This window comes from Streptomyces sp. NPDC028289 (assembly GCF_055565975.1).
In genome coordinates, this window is sequence record NZ_JBVHTI010000005.1 from 861,933 (window position 1) to 887,840 (window position 25,908).

Consider the following 25,908-nt stretch of genomic DNA (forward strand, 5'->3'; position numbering starts at 1 on the left):
CCGCCCTTCGCACCCGGTGCCCGATTCGTAGGGTAAGCGTCCCGTGTGCGCTGTTTCGTCGTGAGCCTTCTCTCCCCTGAGCAAAACATCCTAAAAGCGGACTAAAAGGTGCCGATCGTGAGGGTGGAGGCCGTCCGCCGTGTAGATTCCGGGGGCCGAGAGCCATGGAAGGGACCGATCCGGTGAACAAGAAGCTCGCGGCCGCACTGTCCGGCGGTGCGGTACTGGCAGGGGCGCTGTCCGGGTGCAGCAGCGGTGACAAGGGCCCCGACCCCAAGCTGATCGCCTGGGCCAAGACCGTGTGCGACGCGGTGCCGGCGCAGGACGCGAAGATCAAGGCGGCGAACGAGGCGATCTCCACGACGGCCTCGGACACCACGAGTTCGGCCGCGACCATCCAGAAGACCGACTCCCAGGCCTTCCAGGACATGTCCGACGGCTACAAGGCGCTCGCCGCGGCCATCAGCAGCGCCGGCGCGCCCCCCGGGGTGGACGACGGCGCCAAGCGCCAGCAGAACGTCGTCACGACCCTCAACAGCCTCTCCGCGTCCTACGCCGACCTGAAGAAGAAGGTCGACGCGCTCAACACCAAGAACCAGGCGAAGTTCGCCTCCGGTCTGCAGGACATCGCCTCCCAGACGACGCAGCTGGAGGCGCAGAGCAAGAGCGGCACCGCGGCGCTGAACGCCCTGGAGCAGGGCGAGGTCAAGGACGCGATCGCCGAGCAGGCCAGCTGCAAGAAGGTCTCTTCGACGACGTCGACCGGGGCGTCGGCTCCGGCGTCGACGGCTTCGTCGTCGGCCTCGTCGACCGCGGGCTGAGGCAGGGGCCGAGCCCCGGGGGCCGGGGCGATGCCGGTTCCGGTGGCCGGTGGCCGGTGGCCGGTGGCCGTGCGCCGGGCGGAGTTCGGTGGCCCGCGGCCGTGTGCTGAGCCCGTGGTCGGGCCCGGCCGCGGGCCACAATGGAGGGCGTGACTGACTCCGGCCTCGCCACCCTGCCCGCCCCCGACCGCCCCGACGTTGCCGCCCGGCTGCGCACCGCCCTGCTGGGCTCCTCCTTCACCGCCGACGGCCTGCTCGACCTGCTCGGCGCGCCCGCCTACGCGGCGCTGGCCCGCAGCGAGACGGTGCCCGCGCTGCGGGCGACCCGCGGGGACACGCCCCTGGAGACGCTCGTCCGGCTGTTCCTCCTCCAGCAGCCCGTGCCGCACGCGCGCGTGGCCGGCGTCCTGCCCGTCGACGACCTCCTGGACAGCGGCTGGCTGACCCGGGTGGGCGGCGACGAGGTCGCGGCCACCGTGGACGTACGGCCGTACGGCGGGCCCGATGGTGAGGACTGGTTCATCGTCTCCGACCTCGGATGCGCCGTCGGCGGTGCGGGCGGCATCGGCCAGCGGCACGAAGGAGTCGTCCTCGGGGTCGGCGGCGCGTCCACGACCCTCGCCGGCATCACCGTCCGCACGCCCGTCGCCGCCGCCCTGGACCTCGGCACCGGCTCCGGGATCCAGGCACTGCACGCCGCCCAGCACGCCACGCGCGTGACGGCGACCGACCTCAACCCGCGCGCCCTGCACATCACGGCGCTCACGCTGGCACTCTCCGGCGCACCGGCGGCCGACCTGCGCGAGGGCTCGCTGTTCGAGCCGGTCAAGGAGGGGGAGACGTACGACCTGATCGTGTCCAACCCGCCGTTCGTGATCTCTCCGGGGGCCCGGCTGACCTACCGGGACGGCGGGATGAGCGGGGACGATCTGTGCCGGTCGCTCGTTCAACAGGCCGGGGAGCGGCTGAACGAGGGCGGGTTCGCGCAGTTCCTCGCCAACTGGCAGCACGTCGCGGGGGAGGACTGGCAGGACAGGGTCAGGTCGTGGGTGCCGCGCGGCTGCGACGCGTGGATCGTGCAGCGCGAGGTGCAGGACGTCAACCAGTACGCCGAGCTGTGGCTCAGGGACGCCGGCGACCACCGCGGAGACCCGGCGGAGTACCAGGCGCGATACGACGCGTGGCTCGACGAGTTCGAGGCGCGCAAGGTGAAGGGGGTGGGATTCGGCTGGATCACGCTGCGCAGGACGGGCGCCGCCGTGCCCTCCGTCACCGTCGAGGAGTGGCCGCATCCGATCGAACAGCCGCTCGGCGAGACGATCCGCGCGCACTTCGACCGCCTCGACTACCTCCGTGACCACGACGACGCGGACCTTCTGGAAGGTCACTTCAGGCTCGCCGTCGAGGTGGTCCAGGAGCAGGTCGGGCTGCCCGGCGCGGAGGACCCGGAGCACGTGGTGCTGCGTCAGCACCGCGGGATGCGCCGCGCGACCAAGGTGGACACGGTGGGTGCCGGGTTCGCAGGGGTGTGCGACGGCACGCTGAGCGCCGGTCGGATTCTCGACGCCATCGCACAACTGACGGGCGAGGACCCGGTGTTGCTGCGCGACCGCACGCCCGCGCAGATCCGGCTGCTGGTGGAGCAGGGATTCCTGGAGCCGGCGGTCTGACGGACCGGAAGGCACGCCCGGCCGGGGGAGGACCCATGGGCGGGCCCGCGGGACACGCCGGGAGAAGAAAAAGGCCGGAAAAATCTGGCCGGAACGTTCGCCCCGCGGTCCATCGCCGGTCGACCACTGGTCCACCGCTCGTCCGTCGATCGAACGTTCGAGGAGGTTACGGCCGCCCGTTCACCTCGATTTCGCCCGTCGGCCTCCCGCCCGCCGCCCGTGCGTGCCACTCTCCGGGCGCTGGGCAGTCACGGGCGGCAGGGAAGGGGCGCGCGGGCCATGGAGAGCGGACCGGCGATCTTCGCGGGGGCGGTGTTCGCCCTGTTCGGAGGCGCGCTGCTGGTGTGGACCGGCGTCCGGCTCCGGCGTGGCGAACCCGTCGCCCAGGGTGTGAGTCAGGTCGCATCGGCGACCCTCGCGAGCGTCGCCGCAGTGATCTCGCTGGGCCTCGGTGCGTACTGCCTGACCCGCCTCTGAGGATGCCCCTCCGGTAATCGGAGCGTCACGCTCCGGACAGGGCCCAGAAGGGCGACCGGGGACTCCGGGCGGCAGGAATGGCGGTAGTCGGGTTACCGTTCGAGTGGCCGTTGTGAGCTTTTCCCGTTTGACACGGGGGCGGGATGTACCGTCACACTCCGCAGCGTCACCAAGTGAGCGGGCATCCGTGCCCGTGCCACGACCCCGGGAGCAAGGCCTGGGGAGGCCCCAGCGTCGACCGGAGAGAAGAGCGAAGTTGTCCCCGACCAGCGAGACCGCACAGGGCGGCCGCCGACTCGTCATCGTCGAGTCCCCTGCCAAGGCGAAGACGATCAAGGGCTATCTGGGCCCCGGATACGTCGTCGAAGCGAGCGTCGGGCACATCCGTGACCTTCCCAACGGCGCCGCGGAGGTGCCCGAGCAGTACACCGGCGAGGTCCGGCGCCTCGGCGTGGACGTCGAACACGACTTCCAGCCCATCTATGTGATCAACGCCGACAAGAGGGCGCAGGTCAAGAAGCTCAAGGACCTGCTCAAGGAGTCCGACGAGCTCTTCCTCGCCACCGATGAGGACCGTGAGGGCGAGGCCATCGCCTGGCACCTCCAGGAGGTCCTCAAGCCGAAGATCCCCGTCAAGCGGATGGTCTTCCACGAGATCACCAAGGACGCGATCCGGGCTGCCGTCGCCAACCCGCGCCAGCTCAACCAGAAGCTCGTCGACGCCCAGGAGACCCGCCGCATCCTCGACCGCCTCTACGGCTACGAGGTCTCGCCGGTCCTGTGGAAGAAGGTCATGCCGCGCCTGTCGGCCGGCCGTGTCCAGTCCGTCGCGACCCGGCTCGTGGTGGAGCGGGAACGCGAGCGCATCGCGTTCCGGTCCGCCGAGTACTGGGACCTGACCGGCACCTTCGGGACCGGCCGGGCAGGCGACCCGAGCGACCCGTCGTCCCTGGTCGCCCGCCTCCAGGCCGTCGACGGCAAGCGCGTGGCCCAGGGCCGTGACTTCGACTCGCTCGGGCAGCTGAAGACCGCGAACACCCTCCACCTCGACGAGGCGAACGCCCGCGCGCTCGCCGCCGCCCTGGAGAACACCCGGTTCGCGGTCCGCTCGGTCGAGTCCAAGCCGTACCGCCGCTCGCCCTACGCCCCGTTCCGTACGACCACGCTCCAGCAGGAGGCCTCGCGCAAGCTCGGCTTCGGCGCGAAGGCCACCATGCAGGTGGCCCAGAAGCTGTACGAGAACGGCTACATCACGTACATGCGTACGGACTCCACGACGCTGAGCGACACCGCGATCGCGGCCGCCCGCGCCCAGGTCACGCAGCTGTACGGCGCCGACTACCTGCCCTCGGCCCCGCGGACGTACGCCGCGAAGGTCAAGAACGCGCAGGAGGCGCACGAGGCGATCCGCCCCTCGGGTGATCGTTTCCGCACCCCCGCCGAGACCGGCCTGACCGGCGACCAGTTCAAGCTCTACGAGCTGATCTGGAAGCGGACCGTCGCGTCCCAGATGAAGGACGCGACCGGCAACAGCGTCACGGTGAAGATCGGTGGCACCGCCGCCGACGGCCGGGACGTCGAGTTCAGCGCCTCCGGCAAGACGATCACCTTCCACGGCTTCCTCAAGGCCTACGTCGAGGGCGCCGACGACCCGAACGCCGAGCTGGACGACCGCGAGCGCCGGCTGCCCCAGGTCAGCGAGGGCGACGCGCTCAGCGCCGAGGAGATCACGGTCGACGGGCACGCCACCAAGCCCCCGGCCCGCTACACCGAGGCGTCGCTGGTCAAGGAGCTGGAAGAGCGCGAGATCGGCCGCCCGTCGACGTACGCGTCGATCATCGGCACCATCCTCGACCGGGGCTACGTCTTCAAGAAGGGGACGGCCCTGGTGCCCTCCTTCCTGAGCTTCGCCGTGGTCAACCTCCTGGAGAAGCACTTCGGCCGGCTGGTCGACTACGACTTCACCGCCCGGATGGAGGACGACCTCGACCGCATCGCCGCCGGCCAGGCCCAGGCCGTGCCGTGGCTGAAGCGCTTCTACTTCGGCGAGGGCGGCGAGGACACGGCCCCCGGCGGCGCGGCCGACGCCGGCAACGGCGACGGGGACCACCTCGGCGGCCTCAAGGAGCTGGTGACCGACCTGGGCGCGATCGACGCGCGCGAGGTGTCGTCGTTCCCGGTGGGCAACGGCATCGTGCTGCGGGTCGGCCGCTACGGCCCGTACATCGAGCGCGGCGAGAAGGACTCCGAGGGCCACCAGCGCGCCGACGTGCCGGAGGACCTGGCCCCCGACGAGCTCTCCGTCGAGCTCGCGGAGGAGCTGCTCGCCAAGCCGAGCGGCGACTTCGAGCTGGGCGCGGACCCGGAGACGGGCCACCAGATCATCGCCCGGGACGGCCGTTACGGCCCGTACGTCACCGAGGTGCTCCCCGAGGGCACCCCGAAGACCGGGAAGAACGCGGTCAAGCCGCGCACGGCCTCGCTCTTCAAGACCATGTCCCTGGACACGGTCACGCTGGCGGACGCGCTCAAGCTGATGTCGCTGCCGCGCGTCGTCGGCGCCGACGCCGAGGGCCAGGAGATCACCGCGCAGAACGGGCGCTACGGGCCGTACCTGAAGAAGGGCACGGACTCGCGTTCGCTCACCTCCGAGGACCAGCTCTTCACGATCACCCTCGAAGAAGCGCTGCAGATCTACTCCCAGCCCAAGCAGCGCGGCCGGGCCGCCGCCAAGCCGCCGCTGAAGGAGCTGGGCACCGACCCGGTCAGCGAGAAGCCGGTGGTGGTGAAGGACGGCCGCTTCGGGCCGTACGTCACCGACGGGGAGACCAACGCGACGTTGCGCTCCGGCGACAGCGTCGAGACGATCACCCCGGAGCGCGGCTACGAGCTGCTCGCCGAGAAGCGGGCCAAGGCGCCCGCCAAGAAGACGGCCAAGAAGGCGCCCGCGAAGAAGACGGCGACCGCCAAGAAGGCCGCGCCGGCGAAGAAGACGGCGGCCAAGAAGACCGCCGCCACGAAGACGACGACAGCCGCGAAGAAGACGGTCGCCAAGAAGGCGACGGCCTCCAAGACGGCCGCGGAGGACTGAGAGCCGGCCACGGAGGACTGAGAGCCGGCCGTCCGGAGACGGCCGAGGCGCCCTCAGGTCCTCACATCGGCTTCGCATTGTGCACGCCCCGGCATCAACTTGGTGTCGGGGCGTGCGTACCTGTGGACGGCCGCCGCGGGCTGTCGGCGGCTGCCGATAGGCTGAAAGCATGACGCGAGCCGAGCAGCCAACGGCCCCCCAGACAGATCCGGACGACGCGCTGGTAGCGGATTCCCGCGAGCGCGCCGTCCGCTCGCTGCTGCGCCGCCCCGAACTGAGGCGGTTGTGGAGCGCCCAGCTCGTGAGCGGGATCGGCGACAGCCTGGCGTTGCTGGTGCTTGTCGTGCTCACGCTCCAGGCGGCCGTGGCCCAGGGTTCGTTCGGCGGCGGCTACCGCGGTGCGGCGCTCGCGGTGTCGGTCGTCTTCGGGGCGCGCATTCTCGCCACCCTGCTCTTCGGCGCGGTCCTGCTGGGCCCGCTCACCACACTGACCGCGCAGGGCGGCCCGCTCGACCGCCGCTGGACCATGGTCGGCGCCGACGGCCTGCGCACGGTTCTGCTGATCATCGCGCCCCTGTGGATCGACTGGACGCCGGCGAACGCCCTGACGCTCGTCCTGGTGACGGCCTTCGTCACCGGAGTCGCCGAGCGTTTCTGGACCGTGTGCAAGGAGAGCGCGGCCCCGGCGCTGCTGCCCGCCCCGCCTCTGGAGGGCGCCACGGTACGACCGCTGCCCGACCACCTGGACGCCCTGCGCCGCCTCTCGCTGCGGACGACGTTCCTCACGGTCCCGCTCGCGGCCGCCACGCTGGTCGTCGCGTCGCTGGTCAACAACCTGTTGGGCACGGGCATCGCCTGGTTCGCCCAGCACCAGGCGGCTCTCGGCTCGTACGTGGCCGCCGGCCTGTTCGCCGCGTCCCTCTCGGTGCTGGTCTACCTGGAGGTGCCCGGCACCCGCACCCCGCGCGCCCGGTCGCCGCTGGAGGGCCTGCGCCGCCCCAGGACCGCCACCGGCACCGACACGGGCCGCACCGGCGCCATCCCGCTCCTGGTGCTGGCCTGCGCCGCGGTCGCCGGGGCGATCTCCGCCGCCGTCGCCGTCTCCGTGCTGCACGCCAAGGACCTGGGCGGCGGCCCCGTGCTCTACGGCCTGCTGGTGCTCGCCCTGACCGGCGGGGTCGCCGTCGGCATCCGCACGGCGCCCTCGCTGCTCCCGACCCTCTCCCGCCGCCGGCTGCTGTCGCTCGCCATCGCCTTCACCGGCATCGCGCTGCTGGCCGCGGGTCTGGTTCCGGACGTCACGAGCGTGCTGCTGATCGTCGCGCTGGCCGGCATCGGCGCGGGTGTGGCCGCCAACACCGGGCACACCCTGCTCGACCAGGAGACCGAGGACTCCCGCCGGGCACGGACGACCGAGCACCTGCACGCGGTGGTCCGGGTCGCCATAGCGCTCGGCGCGCTGATCGCCCCCCTGGTGGCCGCGCTGATCGGACCGCACCGCCTGGAGAACGGCAAGTTCGTGTTCGCGCACGGCGGCGCCGCGTTCACGCTGATGCTGGTCGGCGCGCTGCTGCTGCCGGTCGCTGCCCTGGTGCTCGCCAAGGTCGACGACCGCGCGGGCGTACCGCTCCGCCACGACCTGCGGGACGCGCTGCTCGGCGGCGACGACCCGGCGCAGGCACCCACGGCCAACGGCTTCTTCATCGCCCTGGAGGGCGGCGACGGCGCCGGCAAGTCCACCCAGGCCGAGGCTCTCGCCGAGTGGATCCGCGCCAAGGGCCACGAGGTCGTCCTCACGCGCGAGCCGGGCGCCACGCCGGTCGGCAAGCGGCTCCGCTCGATCCTGCTCGACGTCTCGTCCGCCGGTCTGTCGCACCGCGCGGAGGCCCTGCTCTACGCCGCCGATCGCGCGGAGCACGTCGACACCGTCGTCCGTCCCGCCCTGGAGCGGGGTGCGGTCGTCATCTCCGACCGGTACATCGACTCCTCCGTCGCCTACCAGGGCGCGGGTCGTGACCTGTCACCGACCGAGGTCGCCCGCATCAACCGCTGGGCGACCGCCGGACTCGTCCCGCACCTGACCGTCCTGCTGGACGTGGACCCGGAGACCGCCCGCGAGCGGTTCACCGAGGCGCCCGACCGGCTGGAGTCCGAGCCCGCCGAGTTCCACGCGCGCGTACGGGCCGGTTTCCTCACCCTCGCCGCCTCCGACCCCGGCCGTTACCTGGTGGTCGACGCCGGCCAGGAGCCCGAGTCGGTCACCACCGTCATCCGGGCCCGGCTCGACACCGTGCTGCCGCTGTCCGAGGCCGAGATCAAGGCCGCCGAGGAGGCGCGCAAGAAGGCCGAGGAGGAAGCCCGCCGCAAGGCCGAGGAAGAGGCCGCGCGCAAGGCCGAGGAGGAGCGCCTGGAGCGCGAGCGCCAGGAACAGCTCGCCAAGCTCCGTGCCGAGGAGGAGGAGCGCAAGCGCCGCGAGCTGGAGGAGGCGCAGCGCCGCGAGGCCGAACGGCAGGCGGAGGAGGCCCGGCTGCGGGCCGAGGAAGCGCGTAAGCGGGCCGAGGAGGAGCAGGCCCGGCTGCTCGCCGAGGAGAAGGCCCGCGCGGAGGCCGAGGCCCGCCGCAAGGCCGAGGAGGAACAGCGCCGCAGGCAGGCCGAGGAGGAGGCCCGGCTGCGCGCCGAGGCCGAGGAACGACGCCTGGAGAAGCAGCGCAAGGCCGAGGAGGCCCTGCTCAAGGCCGAGCAGGCCCGGCGCGCCGCGGCGGAGGCGGCGGCAGCGGCCGACGTGGCCGCCCAGCAGTCCGCCGCACGGCAGCCGACGGCCCCCGGCGTCACACCGGAGGCGACGACCATGCCGACGCCGGTGGTGCAGCCGGCCGCCCGTGACGACGAGACGAAGGTGCTCCGCCCGGTGCGGGACGAGCAGGCGCCCGCGGCCCAGGAGTCCGACGCCGAGGTGACCGCGGAGCTGCCGCAGCCGCCGGTGCGGCCTGCGGGGGCGGCCGACGAGACGGCGGTCCTGCCGCTGGTGCCGCCGGGCGCCGCCGCCGAGACAGCGGTGCTGCCTCCCGTGGGCGCGGCCGACGAGACCGCCGTCCTGCCGCCCGTGCGTGACGACGCCGAGGCGCCCACCGACGCCCCGGCGGACCGGATGCCGCCCGGCTTCTTCCGGGACGAGCGGGCGGGCGGGAACCCCGACGGCTCCGAGGACCGCACCCGCGAGATGCCCCAGGTCGACGCGGACGCGGACGCCGGCGCCGACGGCCCGGCCCGGCGCCGGCGCCCCCGGCCCGACTGGGCCGAGGAGACCCCGCTGGACGACCTGCCCTCGCTGGCGGACGAACTGCTGGGGTCCTACGAGGAGCCGGGGTACGACGACGAGCGGGGCCGCCGGGGTCGCGGTCGGCGCGGCTGACAGCGCGGCCGGAAGTTCGGCCGGAAGCTCGGGTGCGGCGGGGGTGGTGCGGGTCGGGGTCCGGCCGGTGCGCCCCCGCCGTTGTCAGTGGGCACCCGCACAATGGAGACCGGACCACGGAACCGGCGCAGTCCGGACCACCGGAATCCTCGAACCGGTACGTATGGCGAAAGGGCGGCGTGACCCATGACCGTGTGGGACGACCTCGTCGGGCAGGAGCGGGTGAGTGAGGTGCTCACCGCCGCCGCCCGGGACGCCGACGCCCTCGTCACCGCCGCCGCGACCGACCAGCCGCCGCCGGAGTCGTCGAAGATGACGCACGCCTGGCTGTTCACCGGCCCGCCCGGCGCCGGCCGCAACCAGACGGCGCGGGCCTTCGCCGCCGCCCTCCAGTGCGTGAGTCCCGACCGCGCCCTGGGCGGCGCCCCCGGCTGCGGCTTCTGCGACGGCTGCCACACCGCGCTGGTCGGCACCCACGCGGACGTCACCACGGTCGCCGCCGTCGGCGCCGAGATCCTGGTCAAGGACATGCGCGACACGGTCCGCAAGTCGTACACGGCCCCGGCGACCGGCCGCTGGCAGATCATCCTGGTCGAGGACGCCGAGCGGCTGAACGAGAAGTCGGCCAACGCCGTCCTCAAGGCCGTGGAGGAGCCCGCCCCCCGCACGGTGTGGCTGCTCTGCGCGCCCTCGCTGGAGGACGTGCTGCCCACGATCCGCTCCCGCTGCCGCCACCTGAACCTGCGCACGCCCTCGGTGGACGCGGTCGCCGACATGCTCGTGCGGCGCGAGGGCATCGAGCCCCAGGTGGCCGCGGCCGCCGCCCGCGCCACCCAGGGACACGTCGATCGGGCCCGCCGACTGGCCACCGACCCGGCCGCCCGCGAGCGCCGCGCGGCCGTACTGAAGCTGCCGCTGCGGCTGGACGAGATCGGCGCGTGCCTGAAGGCCGCCCAGGAGCTGGTGGACGCGGCGGCGGAGGACGCCAGGCAGCTCGCCGAGGAGATGGACGGCAAGGAGACCGAGGAGCTGAAGGCGGCGCTCGGCGCGGCCCAGGGCGGGCGCCTGCCGCGGGGTACGGCGGGTGTGATGAAGGACCTGGAGGACATGCAGAAGCGCCGCCGCACCAGGACCCAGCGCGACAGCCTCGATGTCGCCCTCACCGACCTGACCGGCTTCTACCGCGACGTCCTCGCGATCCAGCTGGGCTCCAGGGTCGCGATCGCCAACGCGGACGCCGAGGACTCCCTGGAGCGACTGGCCCGCGGTGGCTCGCCCGAGGCCACGCTGCGCCGGATCGAGGCGGTCGCCGCCTGCCGGGAGGCCCTCGACCGGAACGTGGCACCGCTGCTGGCGGTGGAGGCGATGACGATGGCGCTCAGAGCGGGCTGACGACCGCATCCGGGCCCCGGGGTGCGTGGCGTTGACCGGGGTCACCCGTACGAGCCACAGTCGTCGCGCACGGCACGGAGATCATTTTCCGGCGTTACGCTCGATTGATGCACATCAGGCGAATCACCCGCCAAACCCCAATTCGACCCCGGGCTCACACCCGGACGATGGCTGCCGCCCTGCTCTCGGCCGCCGTGCTGCTCGCCTCCGCGTGCTCCTCCGCGGGGAGCGCGTCGACGGCGACGTCGGCGTCCACGTCGGACGGCACCGCCCAGCTGGCCGCGCTGCCCCGCTCGACGCCGTCCGCGCTGGCGCCGTACTACGACCAGAAGCTCACCTGGCGCGAGTGCGGTGTCCCGGGTTTCCAGTGCGCGACGATGAAGGCCCCGCTGGACTACGCCGAGCCCGGCGCGGGTGACGTCCGGCTGGCGGTCGCCCGCAAGAAGGCGACCGGCAAGGCGAAGCCGCTCGGATCACTGCTGGTCAACCCGGGTGGGCCGGGCGGCTCGGCGGTGGACTACCTCCAGCAGTACGCGGGCATCGGCTACCCCGCCGAGGTGCGGGCGCGCTACGACATGGTCGCCGTGGACCCGCGCGGAGTCGCCCGCAGCGAGCCCGTCGAGTGCCTGGACGGGCCGCAGATGGACACGTTCACCGAGACCGACATGACCCCCGACGACCAGAAGGAGACGGACCGGCTGGTCGCGGAGTTCAAGACGTTCGCGGAGGCCTGCGGCAAACATTCGGCGCAGCTGCTGCGCCATGTCTCCACCGTCGACTCGGCGCGGGACATGGACATCCTGCGGGCGGTGCTCGGCGACCAGAAGCTGAACTACGTGGGGGCGTCGTACGGCACCTTCCTCGGCGCGACCTATGCCGGCCTGTTCCCGTCACGGGTCGGCCGGATGGTCCTGGACGGCGCGATGAACCCGTCCCTGTCCGCGCGCGAGCTGAACCTCCAGCAGACGGCGGGGTTCGAGACGGCGTTCCAGTCCTTCGCCAGGGACTGCGCGAAGCGCACCGACTGCCCGCTCGGCGCCAAGGGCAACACGCCGGCGCAGATCGCCGACAACCTCGGGACCTTCTTCCGGAAGCTGGACGCGCACCCCGTCCCGACCGGTGACCCCGACGGCCGGAAGCTGACCGAGTCCCTCGCGACCACCGGCGTGATCGCGGCGATGTACGACCAGGCCGAGTGGGAGCAACTGCGCGACGCCCTGCACGCGGCGATGAAGGACAACGACGGCGCGGGCCTGCTCGCCCTCTCCGACAGCTACTACGAGCGGGACTCCGACGGCCGCTACTCGAACCTGATGTTCGCCAACGCCGCGGTGAACTGCCTGGACCTGCCGCCCGCCTTCACCGGACCCGAGGGGGTCGAGAAGGCGCTGCCCGAGTTCGAGAAGGCGTCCCCGGTGTTCGGCCCGAACCTGGCGTGGGCGTCGCTGAACTGCGCGTACTGGCCGGTAGGGGCGACCGGGGAGCCGCACCGGATCGCGGCGAGGGGCGCCGCCCCCATCGTGGTGGTCGGCACCACCCGCGACCCGGCGACCCCCTACCCCTGGGCCCGGTCCCTGGCCGGCCAGCTCTCCTCGGGCCGCCTCCTCACCTACGTCGGCGACGGCCACACCGCCTACGGCCGGGGCAGCACCTGCATCGACTCCGAGATCGACACCTACCTCCTCGACGGCACCCCACCGGCGAAGGGAAAACGCTGCTCATAGCCCCTGCGGCCGGCCCCGGAGCCCCCGCTCCGGGGCGTGTACGGAGCACCCCCGGAAACTGTGTAGACTTACCGACGTCGCTGATCGCACCATAGTGCGGGCGACGCGCCGCTTTAGCTCAGATGGCCAGAGCAACGCACTCGTAATGCGTAGGTCTCGGGTTCGAATCCCGAAAGCGGCTCCATCGGAACCCCAGGTCGGAACTTCTCCGGTCTGGGGTTTTCTCGTTCGTCTCTGGTCGCGGGGCGTTCGTTCGCCGCATCGGTGACGGGCCGTCCCGGCGGGGCGCTGGAGCCGGGGTTCGTCCCACCCAGGGAAAAACACCGTAAAAGGCCTGCAAACTAAACCGAAGCCAGGACTACGGCCACACCTGAGGCAACATCGTGGTGAACGGCGAGTGTCGGTCGGTCAGGACGCGAGCACCGCCGTCGGCCGGATGGGGTGAGGGGCGTGGCGGAGCCGAGGCTGGGGGTCGCCGTGGTGACCATGGGGAACCGTCCCGACGAGGTCGACGCCCTGCTCAGGTCCGTCGCCAAGCAGGACCTCGCCCCCGCCCGGATCGTGATCGTCGGCAACGGCTGCCGGCTGCCCGAGTTCGCCCGCCGTCTCGACCTGCCCGGCGAGGTCACCACCGTCGACCTCGAGGACAACCTCGGCTGCCCCGGCGGCCGCAACGTCGCCCTGGCCGCCCTGCGCGCGTTCGGCGACGTGGACGTCGTCGTCGAACTGGACGACGACGGCCTGCTCGTCGACGTCGAGGTGTTCCGGCAGGTACGGGATCTGTTCGCCGCCGACCCCCGCCTCGGCATCGTCGGCTTCCGTATCGCGGACGAACGCGGCGTGACCCAGCGGCGGCACGTGCCGCGCGTCGGCAACGCCGACCCCATGCGCGGGGGGTACGTCACCGGGTTCCTCGGTGGCGGGCACGCCCTGCGGATGGCCATGCTCGCCGAGACCGGCGACTGGCCCGCCGAGTTCTTCTTCGCGCACGAGGAGACCGACCTCGCCTGGCGGGCCGCCGACGCCGGCTGGCGGATCCTCTACGCGCCCGAACTGCTGCTCCAGCACCCCCGCACCTCGCCCGCCCGGCACGCCGTCTACTTCCGGGTCACCGCCCGCAACCGCGTCTGGCTGACCCGTCGTCGGCTGCCCCTGCCGCTCATCCCGGTCCACCTCGGCGTCTGGATACTCATCACGCTCCTGCGCACCCGTTCGACGGGCGGCCTGCGGGCCTGGTTCGCGGGCTTCGCCGAGGGGTTTCGCGAGCCGGCCGGGGAGCGCCGCCCGATGCGCTGGCGCACGGTCTGGCGGCTCACGCGGCTCGGGCGTCCGCCCGTCGTCTGAGGGGCGGGGGAGCGTGTGATCCGCTCGGGAGACGGGACGAGGGCCCCGGTCGTTCACCTCCGACGACCGGAACCCTCTCGCGTCCCCGGACCCAGGCCTGCGGCGGCACTCCCCCGAGTCACGCGATCCACGCGTGCGCCGTCGGACCCGGTCCGATACGAAGATCACATCAGGGCTCGCCAACGGATCGCTAACATGTGGCCAGCGGTTCTCCTGGAGGTCGCGAACCGGTTGGCGCGAAGCCGTCGTACGACTCCGGGAACAGGCCGGAAACCCAGCGGATTCCGGCTCCGACCGGCACCGAGAAGGTGGCGGGAACTCATCCCCTACGGGATGCGATTCCGCCAGGACCCAGGATTCAGGGCCGGCGGGCACCTCCGCCGTGCGGGGAGGCGAGGGGTGGAGTGATGCGGCGGTACGAGCTGCGGTTCGGACTGCTGGGACCTCCGGTTCTCTACGAGGCTGCCGACGTCCGCCCCATCGGCAGCCCCAAGGTGCGGGCACTGCTCGCCGCGCTGCTCCTGGAGGCCGGGCGGGTCGTCTCCGTCGAGTCGCTGACGGAGGCACTGTGGGGCGGGGCGCCCCCGGTGTCGGCGCGCGCCTCGCTGCACAACCACGTCACCCGGCTGCGCCGGCTCCTCGACGACCCGGAGCGGCTGCGGGCCGTACCGCCCGGGTACCTGCTCCGTGTCGACGAAGGGGAGCTGGACGTCGACGTGTTCGACGCCCGGGTGGCCCAGGCGCGCGCGGCGCACGGGCGGCGGGAGTGGGCGCCGGTGCTGCACGCCTGCGGCGACGCGCTCGCGCTCTGGCGTGGCAGCCCGCTCGGCGGCCTCCCCGCCGAACTCGGCGGCTTCGCCTTCGTGCAGCGCCTGGAGGAGGCCCGGCTGCTGCTCCTGGAGTGGCGCTACGACGCGGAGCTCGCCCTCGGCGGACCCCGGCTGGGCGGCGTCGTACCGGAGTTGGCCGCGCTCGTCGCGGAGTACCCGCTCCGCGAGGCCTATCACCGCCAGCTGATGCTCGCCCTCCACCGCGGCGGCCGGCAGGCAGAGGCCCTCGCCGTCCACCGTGACCTGCGCAACCGCCTGCGAGAGGAACTCGGCGTCGAGCCCGGCCCGGCGGTGCGCCGGGCCCATGTGGAGGTGCTGCGGGGGAGCGGCGCGGTGGGGGAGGCGCTCGCGCCCGAGGGTGCGTCGGACGAGGGCGTGCCGGGGGAGGGTGCCTCGGGTGGTGGGGCGGATGCGGGTGCGTGGGGGCCGGTCGCGCAGTTCCCCGCGCCCCTGAGGGGCGCGTCACCCGACCGTCGGCAGAAAGCCGAGGGCGCTGATCCCGACCAGCCCCTTGACCCAGGTTCTGGGCGCGACGACTCCCTCTTTCTCCGCCCCGCCCAACTTCCCCCTCCTCCAGCCCACTTCACGGGGCGCACCGCCACCCGCGCAGAACTGACCCGCGCCCTCACCCGTCCGCCCGCAGCCGCCGACGGGAACGTAAGGGCCGAAGGCGAAGTCGAGGCCACGGCCGCCCCCGCCCTCGTCGTCCTCAGCGGGATGGCGGGCGTAGGCAAGAGCGCGCTCGCGCTGCACGTGGCGCATCAGCTGCGGGAACGTTTCCCCGACGGCCAGCTCTACGTCAACCTGCACGGCGCCACCCCCGGCATGCCCCCGCTCGCCCCCGGCCAGGCGCTCGCCGCGCTGCTGCGGGACCTCGGCGCCGACCCCCGGCACATCCCCGAACACCCGGACGCGGCCGCCGCGTTGCTGCGCTCCCTGCTCGCGCCGACCCGCACCCTGCTGCTCCTCGACGACGCCGCGAACGCCGCCCAGGTGCGGCCGCTGCTCCCCGGCGGCCCCGGCTGCGCGGTGATCGTCACCAGCCGTTCGCCGCTCGCCGCGCTCGACGGCGCCCGCCGCTTCCCGCTCGGGCCGCTGACCGGTGAGGACAGCGCGGCGCTGCTGCGCGCGGTCAGCGGGCGTGCGGAGATCGACGCCGGTCACCCGCTCGTCGGCCTCACCGGACGGCTCCCGCTCGCCCTGCGCGTCGTGGCCGCCCGGCTGGCCGCGCGCCGCGCGCTCACCCCCGAGGTGCTGGCCGGTCAACTGGCCGCCACCGAGGACAGGTTGCACCACCTCGAATACGACGACCTCAGCGTCCGGCGCTCCCTCGCCGTGGCCCATGACGCCCTCGCCGGCTCCGACCGCGCCCCCGACCGCGACGCCGCCCTCGTCCTGCGCCACCTCGGCGCCCTCGACCTGCCCACCTATGGCGCCCCTCTGATCGCCCGGCTCACCGGCACCGACGAGCGCCGCGCCGAGGCCGCCCTGGACCGCCTGGTCGACGTCGCCCTGCTGGAGGAGACCGCGTACGGCCGCTACACCCCGCACGACCTGGTACGGGACTTCGCCCGCGAGCTGGCCGAGGGGGCCGACGGCACCGACCGCACCGACCGCACCGACCGCACCGAGGCCGCGCTCGCCGCCCTGCGCTGGTTCGCCGCCGTCGCCGATCACGCCCTCCTCGCGATCCTCGAACCAGGGCGCGACCAGGCCGACCGCCGCCGGCCCACCACCGCGCAGCCACCCGAGCACCAGCCGTACGCCGCCGCCCTGCCGCCCTTCGAGTGTGCCGAGCACGCCTTCGCCTGGGGCGACATGGAGCTGGAGAACATCGTCGCCCTGGTGGAGCGGTACGCCGACAGCGCCGACGCGCGGATCAGCGCCTGTCTCTCCACGCTCGTCCGGCTGCTCTACCCCTACGTCCTGCGCAGCGGCCGGGTCGCCGAGATGGAGGTGCTCGGCACCGCCGCCCTGGCCGTCGCCCGGCGTCTCGGTGACGAGCCCGCCGAGGCCTACGCCCTGGGCGACCTCGCCGGCCTGCGCTTCCTCACCGGCCGCCAGCGGGAGGCCCTCGCCCTGACCGACGGGGCACTGGCCCTGTGGCGACGGCTGGGCATGGTGTCCTGGATCCGGCGCGGCCTGAACAACCGGGGGCTGCTGCTGGAGGGGCTCGGCCGGTACGACGAGTCGGGCGAGGCGCTGCGGCAGAGCCTGGACTACTCCCGGCAGCTGAACGACCCCTACGGCGAGGCCGTCACCCACAGCCATCTCGGCAACCTCTACGAGCACACCGACCCGCGCGCCGCCATCGAGCAGCACCGGCGCTCCCTCGCGATCGGGGACGCGATCGGCGCCGTGATCCTGCAGCACTCGGCGCACTGCAACATCGGCTACGCCCAGCTCCGCCTCGGTGAACCGGCGGCCGCCGCCGCGCACTTCGGGGAGAGCCTGCGCATCCTCGGCGGCCACGGCGACTGGCACGGCGAGTCCCAGACCCGGCTCGGTCTGGTCCGCGCGCTGCGCGCCCTCGGCCGGACCGACCGCGCCCACCACGAGTGCGCCGAACTCCTGCGCCGCGCCGACGCCCGCGCCGACCGCTACAGCGGCGGTCTCGCCCGCCACCAACTCGGTCTGCTCCTGCGCGGGCAGGGGCGCACCGACGAGGCGTACGACGCCTGGCGCGCGGCCCTCACCGCCCTGGACGGCACGGACGAGTCCGACGTCCTCGCGGAGCTGCGCGACCTGTTGGCGCCCGGCGGCTGACCAGACCGGTCACTTCGCGTCGGCATAGCACTCCACCACCGCCGTCGTGAACGGGAACCGCACCGGTGTCTGCCCGAACGTCAGCCGTCCGGCCAGGTCGGCCGCGTCCCGGATCGCCGCCACGACCGTCTCGGTCTCCTCCTCGGGGCAGTGCACGATCACCTCGTCGTGCTGGAAGAAGACCAGCTCGGCCGCCAGGTCCGCGCAGGTCCGGCGCAGCGCCGCGAGCATCAGCAGGGCCCAGTCGGCGGCGCTGCCCTGGACCACGAAGTTGCGCGCGAAGCGGCCTCTGGCCCGGGAGTTGGTGGAGGCGTAGCCCGGCACCCAGCCCTCGGCGGCCTGCTCCTCCGGCTCCTCCTGGGGCATCCCCGCCTCCTCGGTGCCGTCGCCCGCGCCGCTCGCCGGCGGGCAGGTCCGGCCCAGCCAGGTGCGCACCAGCCGGCCCTCCTCACCCGCCCGCGCCGCCTCGTCGACGTAGGCCACCGCCTTGGGGAAACGGCGTCTGAGCGCGGCCAGGTTCTTCAGCCCGTCGCCCGAGGTCTGGCCGTAGACCGCGCCGAGGACGGCCAGCTTGGCCTGCGCGCGGTCGCCGGAGAAGGCGCGGTCGGAGACGGACTGGTAGAGGTCGGTCTCCCGCCCGGCGACCTCCATCAGCCCGGGGTCGCGGGAGATCGCCGCCAGCACGCGCGGTTCCATCTGGTCGGCGTCGGCCACGACCAGCCGCCAGCCGCGGTCGGCGACCGCGGCCCGCCGGATCACCTTGGGGATCTGCAGGGCGCCCCCGCCGTTGGTCACCCAGCGCCCGGTGACCGTACCGCCCGCGTGGAACTCGGGCCGGAAGCGGCCGTCGCGCACCCAGTCCTGGAGCCACGTCCAGCCGTGCGCCACCCAGATCCGGTACAGCTTCTTGTATTCGAGGAGTGGTTTCACGGCCGGATGATCGATGCCCGAGAGCTCCCAGCGGCGGGTGGACTTCACCTTGATCCCGGCCTGGGCGAAGGCCTTGATCACATCGGCGGGCAGATCCGGGCGCACCCGCCTGCCGAACGCGGCCGACACCTCGTCGGCCAGCTCGGCCAGCCTGCGCGGCTCGCCACCGCCCGCGTACCGCTCGCCGAGCAGTTCGCGCAGCACCTCGCGGTGGACCTCGGCGCTCCAGGGCACGCCCGCGCGGTTCATCTCGGCGGCGATCAGCATCCCCGCCGACTCGGCGGCGGTCAGCAGCCGCATCCGGTCCGGGTGTTCGGCCCGGTCGTGCCGACGCTGCTGCTCGGCGTAGACCGCGAGGAGCTCGTCGAGCGTCAGGCGGGTGGTGCCCTGTGGCTCGAACAGCGGGGACTGCGCGCCCGGTTCGGCCGCGCGCTGCGGCGGGTCGGGGGGTACGGGGCCGCCGCGGAGGCGGGCCAGGGCGGCGGCGGCCGAGTGCGGCTCGCCGGACCGTCCCTCGTGGCCCAGCAGAAGTGTCTCGGCGTCCTCGATGTCGTAGCACCGCTCCACTCGCACCCCCGTGGCGAGCAGACGCGGGTAGACCTCGGCGGTCGACCGCCACACCCAGCGCGTTACCTCCGGGCGGCCCCTGACCGCCCCGGCGAGATCGGGCTCCCGCCGCACCGGCCCGGCGGGCAGCCCGTCCGGACCGAGGGGGGCGACGTCCACGCCACCGTCCTCGGTCGGAGCGAGAGCCCACCGGTCGGTCATGCTGCGAGTGTGGCACCCGCCACTGACAATCGCTCTGACCTGCGGTTTCAACGCTCCGAGGGGCGTTCAGCCCGCCTCGTCCCCCCTTCGGCTCGCCGTCGCCGCCTCCGCCGCGGCCTTCTTCTGTTCCAGCAGCAGACCGAGCACCTTGGCGATGTACTCCTCGCTCGCCGGCTTGGTGATGCCCAGTCCGCTGAGGACGCCTTCGCCGTTCTCGTGTTCCAGGAGGGCCAGCAGCAGGTGTTCGGTGCCGACGTAGTTGTGGCCGAGGCGGAGGGCCTCGCGGAAGGTGAGTTCGAGGGCCTTCTTGGCCTCCGGGCCGTAGGGGACGAGGTCGGGGACGTCGTCCGAGGCCGGCGGCAGTGCGGCCGTCGCCGTCTGGCGCACGGTGTCGAGCAGGACGCCCTGCGCGAGGATCGCCTTCGCCGCGATGCCGTCCGGTTCGGCCAGCAGGCCGAGGACCAGGTGCTCGGGGCGGCCCTCGGGGTTGCGGGCCGCGAGTGCCTCGTTGTGGGCCGCCATCACCACGTTCCGCGCGCGGGGGGTGTAGCGGTCGAAGCCCTGGCCGGGGTCGAGGGTGGCGGACTCCTTCGGCACGAAGCGCTTCTGTGCCGCCTGCCGGGTCACGCCCATGCTCTTGCCGATGTCGGTCCAGGACGCGCCCGAGCGCCGGGCCTGGTCGACGAAGTGGCCGATCAGGTGGTCGGCCACGTCGCCCAGGTGGTCGGCGGCGATCACCGCGTCCTGGAGCTGGTCGAGGGGTTCGGGGTGCACCTTCTTGATCGCCGCGATGAGGTCGTCGAGGCGTACGGATGCCGTGATGTTCGGGTCGGTAGCCATGTGTCAACCGTAGGTTGACACTCCATGACTGTCAACCGTTGGTTGACACTTCGCCCGCCGGGTGAGTCCCGTGGCCGCGGGCCGGGGCGTTGTCCACAGGGTGTGGACGGCCGGCGACCGCCGTCGGCACCGCGTGGCACGATCGACACGTGACCAGCAGCCAGCCCAGCACCGTCGACCGAGCCTTCCAGAGCGCCCTGTACGACGACACCGACTCCGGCCTCGACACGGGCGCGTCCCTCCTCGCGGCCGACTCCGGCGCCGACGCGGAACTCGCGCACCGGGGCCGGGAGTTCGTCGCGGCGGCCTGGCGGCGCGGCTGGCAGCCCGCCGACGTCGTACGACTGGTGCGCCGCGAGCTGGACGACCCGCACGTCCGGCTCGCCGCCGGGCTGATCCGGGCGCAGGCGCCGGACGACCGGCCGCGCGGCCCCCGCTGGCGGGCGCAGCTCGACGCGCTGCCGCAGCCGGACGGCCACGCACGCGTGGGCGACCGTTTCTCGCACGCCACCGCCGTCCTGGAGCTCTACCGCCTGCTGGTGCGGCTGCCCGCCCTGGAGCCCCTCGACGAGCCCCGGCCCGCCGCGACCGCGCACCGCCCGGAGTCCGCCCGCATGCTCGGCCGGATCCGCGCGCTGCTCGCCAAGGCCGAGGCGACCGGCTTTCCGGAGGAGGCGGAGGCGCTCAGCGCGAAGGCACAGGAGCTGATGGCCCGGCACAGCGTGGACGAGGCGCTGCTCGCCGCGGGGGCGCCCGCGCCGGACGCGCCGAGTGCCTGCCGGATCGGCGTCGAGCCGCCGTACGAACAGGCCAAGGCGGTGCTGCTGGACGCGGTCGCCACGGCCAACCACTGCCGCGCGGTGTGGAACGAGCCGCTGGCGTTCTCCACGGTCGTCGGCTTCGAGGCGGACCTCGAGGTGGTCGAGCTGCTCCACACCTCGCTGCTGGTGCAGGCCACGCACGCGATGACGAAGGCGGAGGCGGCGCAGCGGGCGGGCGGCCGCAAGCGCACGAAGACCTTCCGCCAGTCCTTCCTGGCGGCCTACGCCCACCGGGTCGGCGACCGCCTCCGAGCAGCGGCCCGGTCGGCCGTGGCCGAGACCGGGTCGCCCCGGGACCTGCTCCCGGTCCTGGCCACGAGAGAGCTGGCCGTGACCGACCGCATGGAGCAGATGTTCCCGGAGACCACGACGACCCGCCTGCGCGGAGTGACCGACGAGGCAGGCTGGACAGAGGGCACAAAAGCAGCCGACCAGGCACACGTCACCTCACACACCCCACTCCCCTGAACCGCAGCACACCCCGTCAGAGACGCGGGGAACTGCGCGAGAACCCCGACGCCGCGGCACGGATCCACGGCGCTGAACCGCCCCTCTCAGGGGCGCGGGGAACTGCGCGAGAACCCCGACGCCGCGGCACGGATCCACGGCGCTGAACCGCCCCTCTCAGGGGCGCGGGGAACTGCGCGAGAACCCCCACGGTGCGGCCCGGATCCACGGCGCTGAACCGCCCCTCTCAGGGGCGCGGGGAACTGCGCGAGACCCCCACCGGGGGTCGGCCGAAAGGCGACCGCACCGCCCCCGAATCAGTCCCCCGCCTGCTGGAACGCCCCCACCGAGGCATTCGGCTTGTCCGCCGTCCCGTTGCCCGCCACCGCCCCGTACTTCCACGGGAAGCTCTCCGTCGCGTCGCTCCCCGGCAGGGACACCGTCACCGAGGTGGCCGCGAGGCTCGCCTGGTCGCCGTCCTTGCCGCGCACATAGCTGATCGAGAACGTCGCGGAGTCGCCCTTGGCGAGCTTGAGCTTCTGGCTCTTCGCACCCGACTGCGCGCCGACCGTCGCCGACGTACCGCCCGCCTTCAGCGTGACGCCGGCGAAGCCGTCCAGCGTGCACGGCGCGCTCTGGTTGGTGAGGGAGACCGGCACCTCGCCGGTGTCCCCCGCGGCCGGCGCCACGCTCGCGGAGCCGACCTGGACCGAGACCTTGCCGATCTCGCAGGCCGAGCTGTTCTTGCCGCTGGAGCCCGAGCCGCCGTCATTGCAGGCGGTCAGGGCGAGGGCCGCGGCGACGGCGGTGACGGTGAGCGGAATGGCGCGCATGTGCAGATCCCCATCGAGGTTGTGACGGTGTCCCAGCATCATCACGCCCCGGCCCGGGCCCCGCGCGCCCGCCCCCGCTTCCGGAGGCCGCACGGCGTGTTCCCGCCGCCCCGCACAGGCCGTCGGGAACGCCGCACGGCGGTCGGACGCGACCCTACTGCCCCAGGCTCGCGGTCGGCAGCCCCGACGGCAGCTTGCCGCCCTCGGCCCTGGTGTAGGTCTCCTCGCCCGATTTTCCGGACCAGGTGACCTTCATGCCGCTCTTGCTGACCGAGTCCACCATTCCGGTGACCCGGTCCTTGCTGCCGTCCGTGCAGGTGAGATGGATCATCCGCATCCCGGCCTCCTCGCCGGCGGTCCCGCTGCACACGGCCCCACCGGTCTCGAAGAGCCCGGCCTGCTTGCCGGTGACGACCAGGGCGACGATCTTGCCGCCGCTCGTGGTGATCCAGCTGCCCTGCAGCGCGTCGGAGGAGGCCGTGGAGCCCTCCGAGCCGGCCGTGGCGGCGGCGCCGGCGGACGACGTGCCCGACGGGGTGGCCGAGGATCCGCTGCCGGACCCGCCGCCCCCGCTGCACGCGGTCAGCGCGAGCGCGCCCGCCAGCCCCGCGGCGGCGGCCACGACCCGCAGAGCCTTCCGCGCGGCCGATGCACCGTGCCCCGCAGCCGTGGGCGTGACCGAAACCGCCGCCGTCTCCATACGCGTCGTAGCCGTACTCACCGTAGCCGTGGTCACCGCAACGCTCCCGAGCTCTAGGGGTCGGCCGCCCGGCCGCCCGGACGACAGCCGCAAGCTACCAGCACTCACCAGGAGGACTGGCGTACGCCAGGTAGGTATCCGCTGTGGGCCTGGTCCCGCAGATTCAGCCGGGACAGGCCGAACGTACGGAAGCGACCGCGCGGGCGGCCGTCCACCCGGTCGCGGTTGCGCACGCGCGTGGCGCTCGCGTCGCGCGGCTGCCCGCGCAGCTCACGCCCGGCGGCCAGGCGCTCCGCCCCGGTCGAGGACGGCCGGGAGGATCTCCTTCAGCTCGGCCCTGCGGGCGGCGTACCGCGCGACGACCGCCTGCCGCCGCTCGTTCTTCGCGATCTTGCTCTTCTTCGCCATTTCGGTGCTTCGCCCCCGTCAGACCTTCACGCCCCGCGCGCGATGCGTGCCACGGCCGCCTCCACTCCGACCGTGCCGACGGTCTTCACGGCGCGCGCTCAGCCGGAGCCGTACGTGCCGGTTCTCGCTCGGCGTCGTCGACCTGCAGGTTCTCGCCTACGACAGGCAGCGGATGCCGTCCCTCCGGAGGTGCGATCCGGATCCGGCCAATCTCGCTCACCGGACCGTCACACGAGCGATGGAACACCAGGGCCGAAGTAAGCGTCTTTTCTTTGTGCATGAAGGATTCGATCCGGGCGATCCCGCGCAGATCATGGCGCGTGATCATGGACGGGGGCTGGCGGTCGCATGTCCTGCGGAGTCTGGGGCAGACGCTGGAACGGGTTGAGTAAAGCGGACGTCAAAGCTGTAACCGCAGGAACACCCCGCGTGCACGTGCATCTGCTCATGCATCTGCACGTGAACAAGGTTATGATCCGGGTCAGTTGACCGCTGCATCAATGGTCACATCAGCCAGTTAGTGCACCACCGGGGAGCGACCTGTGGACCTCGACGTTGACGGCGTGTACGGGGGGTTTGACGTGTACAACGGCATGGCTGCGACGCAGCTGGACGGAGTGGCCTGGCAGAAGAGCAGGCACAGCAACTCGCAGGGCTCCTGCGTGGAGTTCGCCCGGCTGCCGGGCGGCGACGTGGCGGTCCGCAACTCGCGCTTCCCGGACGGGCCGGCGCTCGTCTACACGCGGGCCGAGATCGAGGCGATGCTCCTCGGCGTCAAGGACGGCGAGTTCGACCACCTGATCACGAGCTGACGGCGGCCGTATCCGGGGCAACCCGGTGTGTTCGGTGCACAACGCCCGGGTAACGCGCGTAGAAACCCGGCGTCCGAAGACGCCGGGTCCGTCACTCGGGGGCCTGCAGCCGGAACAGCGCCCACACGACCTTGCCGCTGAGGGTGCCCGCCAGCGGGTGCCAGCCCCAGCCGTCGCTGAACGAGTCGACCAGGAACAGCCCGCGGCCCGACTCCGCCGAGAAGTCGTCCGAGTCGCGCGGGGCGGGCGTCTCGTGGCTGGGGTCGCGCACCGCGCACACCAGCCGTCCGGTCCACCGCATCAGGTGCAGCCGCACCGCCGGCACCTGGGGCGCCACGAGGCAGTCGGTCTCACCGGGCACGGCGTGCCGCAGGGCGTTGGTGACGAGCTCCGACACGACGAGACAGATGTCGTCGAAGCGGTCGCCGACGTCCCACTGGCCGAGCGTTCTCCGGGTGAACCGGCGGGCCTCGCGCACCGCTTCGTAGCGGGCGGGCAGGGCGCAGGAGGCGGCGTTGGACACGGCCGCGGGATCAAGCGGCGGAAGGCCCTGCCGTAATGGCTTGAGCATGGTCGATCCATTCGTCCCCATGCGAGGCACTCCCGGGAATTCGCGGTCGTTGCGATGCAGCGGTGGCGCGGGACCATGGTTTCGGATGCGCAGAGCAGATGCAAGGGCAGATGCACGTGCACGCGACCGAATTGGACCCTCCCGTACCGCTTGTTGGCCATTTTTTCCGCCAACTTGCTGCCCTTGGCTTACTACCTGCTTGCAAGTTCCTGTGCTTAAACTTTGGCCGCTTGCCGTTTCCGTAACCGGACGAGTACTGCTCGAAGTGTTTTAGTGGCAGACTGCGGGCCCTGAAGACGGTTGGGGAGGCTGGCGAACGTGAGCGCGGGAGAGCCCGGATCGGTGGTGCGGCGAATGCTGCTCGGCTCGCAACTCAGGCGGCTGCGCGAGGCCCGGGGGATCACCCGCGAGGCCGCGGGGTACTCGATCCGCGCCTCCGAGTCGAAGATCAGTCGCATGGAGCTGGGCCGGGTGAGCTTCAAGACCAGGGACGTGGAAGACCTGCTGACGCTGTACGGCATCACCGACGAGGCCGAGCGCGAACAGCTGCTCTCCCTCGCCCGGGAGGCCAACGTGGCCGGCTGGTGGCACAGTTACTCCGACGTCCTGCCGACCTGGTTCCCCACCTATGTCGGCCTGGAGGGCGCGGCGCATCTGATCCGCGCCTACGAGGTGCAGTTCATCCACGGCCTGCTGCAGACCGAGGAGTACGCGCGCGCGGTGGTGCGGCGCGGTATGAAGGGGGCCGGCGAGGCCGACATCGAACGGCGCGTCACGCTGCGCCTGGAGCGGCAGAAGTACCTGGTGGCCGAGAACGCACCCGACTTCCACATCGTCCTGGACGAGGCCGCCCTGCGCCGTCCCTACGGCGACCGCGAGGTGATGCGCGGCCAGCTCCAGCACCTCGTCGAGATCTCCGAGCGGCCCAACGTACGGTTGCAGATCATGCCGTTCAGCTTCGGCGGGCACTCCGGGGAGGGCGGTTCGTTCACCATCCTGAGCTTCCCCGAGTCGGACCTGTCCGACGTGGTGTACCTGGAGCAGCTCACCAGCGCGCTCTACCTCGACAAGCGCGAGGACGTCGCCCAGTACGAGCAGGCGCTCAAGGAGCTCCAGCAGGACAGCCCGGGACCGGACGAGAGCCGGGACCTGCTGCGCGGGCTGCTCCAGCTGTCGTAGACATGTCGATGCACGTGGGGATTCCCCTAGATCATCGAACTGATGCCCCAACTGCCCTGTGACGCAAGTACG

The 25,908-nt window shown here is 72.8% G+C and carries 18 protein-coding genes, 1 tRNA gene and 1 pseudogene; 13 read left to right on the top strand and 7 right to left on the bottom strand.

Annotation, left to right across the window (positions count from 1 at the left end):
- The first annotated feature begins 164 nt into the window (after nucleotides 1–164).
- The 10 genes from ACZ4UV_RS28725 to ACZ4UV_RS28770 all read left to right on the top strand — a co-directional run bounded on the left by ACZ4UV_RS28725 (nucleotide 165) and on the right by ACZ4UV_RS28770 (nucleotide 17,527).
- Nucleotides 165–821: a small secreted protein gene (locus ACZ4UV_RS28725; protein ID WP_390047677.1), complete on the top strand. Its 657-nt coding sequence runs from the start codon at nucleotides 165–167 to the stop codon at nucleotides 819–821.
- Between the two features lie 140 nt (nucleotides 822–961).
- Nucleotides 962–2,491, top strand: a complete 1,530-nt coding sequence (locus tag ACZ4UV_RS28730; protein ID WP_451018991.1) for a DUF7059 domain-containing protein — start codon at nucleotides 962–964, stop codon at nucleotides 2,489–2,491.
- Between the two features lie 279 nt (nucleotides 2,492–2,770).
- Nucleotides 2,771–2,968, top strand: a complete 198-nt coding sequence (locus ACZ4UV_RS28735; protein WP_390047673.1) for a hypothetical protein — start codon at nucleotides 2,771–2,773, stop codon at nucleotides 2,966–2,968.
- 256 nt (nucleotides 2,969–3,224) lie between these two features.
- Nucleotides 3,225–6,059 (top strand): type I DNA topoisomerase, encoded by a 2,835-nt coding sequence (gene topA / locus ACZ4UV_RS28740; RefSeq protein ID WP_451018992.1) that lies wholly within the window; start codon nucleotides 3,225–3,227, stop codon nucleotides 6,057–6,059.
- A 169-nt stretch (nucleotides 6,060–6,228) separates the two neighbouring features.
- On the top strand, nucleotides 6,229–9,471 hold the full coding sequence (gene tmk / locus ACZ4UV_RS28745; RefSeq protein ID WP_467841701.1) for a dTMP kinase: 3,243 nt from the start codon (nucleotides 6,229–6,231) through the stop codon (nucleotides 9,469–9,471).
- A 186-nt stretch (nucleotides 9,472–9,657) separates the two neighbouring features.
- Complete coding sequence (locus ACZ4UV_RS28750) at nucleotides 9,658–10,863, top strand: DNA polymerase III subunit delta' (RefSeq protein WP_451018994.1); 1,206 nt, start codon at nucleotides 9,658–9,660, stop codon at nucleotides 10,861–10,863.
- Nucleotides 10,864–10,970: 107 nt separating this feature from the next.
- Entirely contained in the window at nucleotides 10,971–12,587 is a 1,617-nt protein-coding gene (locus ACZ4UV_RS28755; protein WP_467841705.1) for an alpha/beta hydrolase, read from the top strand.
- Between the two features lie 107 nt (nucleotides 12,588–12,694).
- A tRNA-Thr gene (locus ACZ4UV_RS28760) sits at nucleotides 12,695–12,771 on the top strand.
- A 302-nt stretch (nucleotides 12,772–13,073) separates the two neighbouring features.
- On the top strand, nucleotides 13,074–13,931 hold the full coding sequence (locus ACZ4UV_RS28765; RefSeq protein ID WP_467841812.1) for a glycosyltransferase family 2 protein: 858 nt from the start codon (nucleotides 13,074–13,076) through the stop codon (nucleotides 13,929–13,931).
- Nucleotides 13,932–14,338: 407 nt separating this feature from the next.
- Nucleotides 14,339–17,527: an AfsR/SARP family transcriptional regulator gene (locus ACZ4UV_RS28770; RefSeq protein ID WP_467841707.1), complete on the top strand. Its 3,189-nt coding sequence runs from the start codon at nucleotides 14,339–14,341 to the stop codon at nucleotides 17,525–17,527.
- Between the two features lie 9 nt (nucleotides 17,528–17,536).
- Here the strand turns inward: ACZ4UV_RS28770 and ACZ4UV_RS28775 are convergent, their stop codons facing one another.
- Nucleotides 17,537–19,225, bottom strand: coding sequence for a bifunctional 3'-5' exonuclease/DNA polymerase (locus ACZ4UV_RS28775; protein WP_467841710.1), 1,689 nt, complete (start codon nucleotides 19,223–19,225; stop codon nucleotides 17,537–17,539).
- 66 nt (nucleotides 19,226–19,291) lie between these two features.
- Nucleotides 19,292–20,065 carry a Clp protease N-terminal domain-containing protein gene (locus ACZ4UV_RS28780; RefSeq protein ID WP_451023287.1) on the bottom strand — a complete coding sequence of 258 codons (774 nt, stop codon included), beginning with the start codon at nucleotides 20,063–20,065 and terminating at the stop codon, nucleotides 19,292–19,294.
- A gap of 149 nt (nucleotides 20,066–20,214) precedes the next feature.
- Here ACZ4UV_RS28780 and ACZ4UV_RS28785 point away from each other — a divergent pair, with 149 nt between their 5' ends.
- A complete protein-coding gene (locus ACZ4UV_RS28785; protein WP_467841713.1) occupies nucleotides 20,215–21,354 on the top strand; it encodes a DUF2786 domain-containing protein in 1,140 nt (379 codons plus the stop codon).
- Nucleotides 21,355–21,650: 296 nt separating this feature from the next.
- On the opposite strand, the gene ACZ4UV_RS28790 is transcribed toward ACZ4UV_RS28785, so the two are convergent.
- The 4 genes and pseudogenes from ACZ4UV_RS28790 to ACZ4UV_RS28805 all read right to left on the bottom strand — a co-directional run bounded on the left by ACZ4UV_RS28790 (nucleotide 21,651) and on the right by ACZ4UV_RS28805 (nucleotide 23,602).
- A complete protein-coding gene (locus tag ACZ4UV_RS28790) occupies nucleotides 21,651–22,166 on the bottom strand; it encodes a DUF4232 domain-containing protein (RefSeq protein WP_390047603.1) in 516 nt (171 codons plus the stop codon).
- 154 nt (nucleotides 22,167–22,320) lie between these two features.
- Complete coding sequence (locus ACZ4UV_RS28795; RefSeq protein WP_451022611.1) at nucleotides 22,321–22,797, bottom strand: hypothetical protein; 477 nt, start codon at nucleotides 22,795–22,797, stop codon at nucleotides 22,321–22,323.
- A gap of 173 nt (nucleotides 22,798–22,970) precedes the next feature.
- Nucleotides 22,971–23,274 (bottom strand): annotated as a pseudogene (rpsN, locus tag ACZ4UV_RS28800) (30S ribosomal protein S14).
- Nucleotides 23,275–23,359: 85 nt separating this feature from the next.
- Nucleotides 23,360–23,602 (bottom strand): hypothetical protein, encoded by a 243-nt coding sequence (locus ACZ4UV_RS28805; protein ID WP_451022607.1) that lies wholly within the window; start codon nucleotides 23,600–23,602, stop codon nucleotides 23,360–23,362.
- 214 nt (nucleotides 23,603–23,816) lie between these two features.
- Here ACZ4UV_RS28805 and ACZ4UV_RS28810 point away from each other — a divergent pair, with 214 nt between their 5' ends.
- Nucleotides 23,817–24,086, top strand: a complete 270-nt coding sequence (locus ACZ4UV_RS28810; protein ID WP_177232996.1) for a DUF397 domain-containing protein — start codon at nucleotides 23,817–23,819, stop codon at nucleotides 24,084–24,086.
- Between the two features lie 91 nt (nucleotides 24,087–24,177).
- Here ACZ4UV_RS28810 and ACZ4UV_RS28815 read toward each other — a convergent pair whose 3' ends face one another.
- Nucleotides 24,178–24,678, bottom strand: coding sequence for an ATP-binding protein (locus ACZ4UV_RS28815; RefSeq protein WP_451022608.1), 501 nt, complete (start codon nucleotides 24,676–24,678; stop codon nucleotides 24,178–24,180).
- Between the two features lie 333 nt (nucleotides 24,679–25,011).
- Between ACZ4UV_RS28815 and ACZ4UV_RS28820 the strand changes: the two genes are divergently transcribed.
- Entirely contained in the window at nucleotides 25,012–25,836 is an 825-nt protein-coding gene (locus ACZ4UV_RS28820; RefSeq protein WP_351499958.1) for a helix-turn-helix domain-containing protein, read from the top strand.
- Nucleotides 25,837–25,908 lie beyond the last annotated feature (72 nt).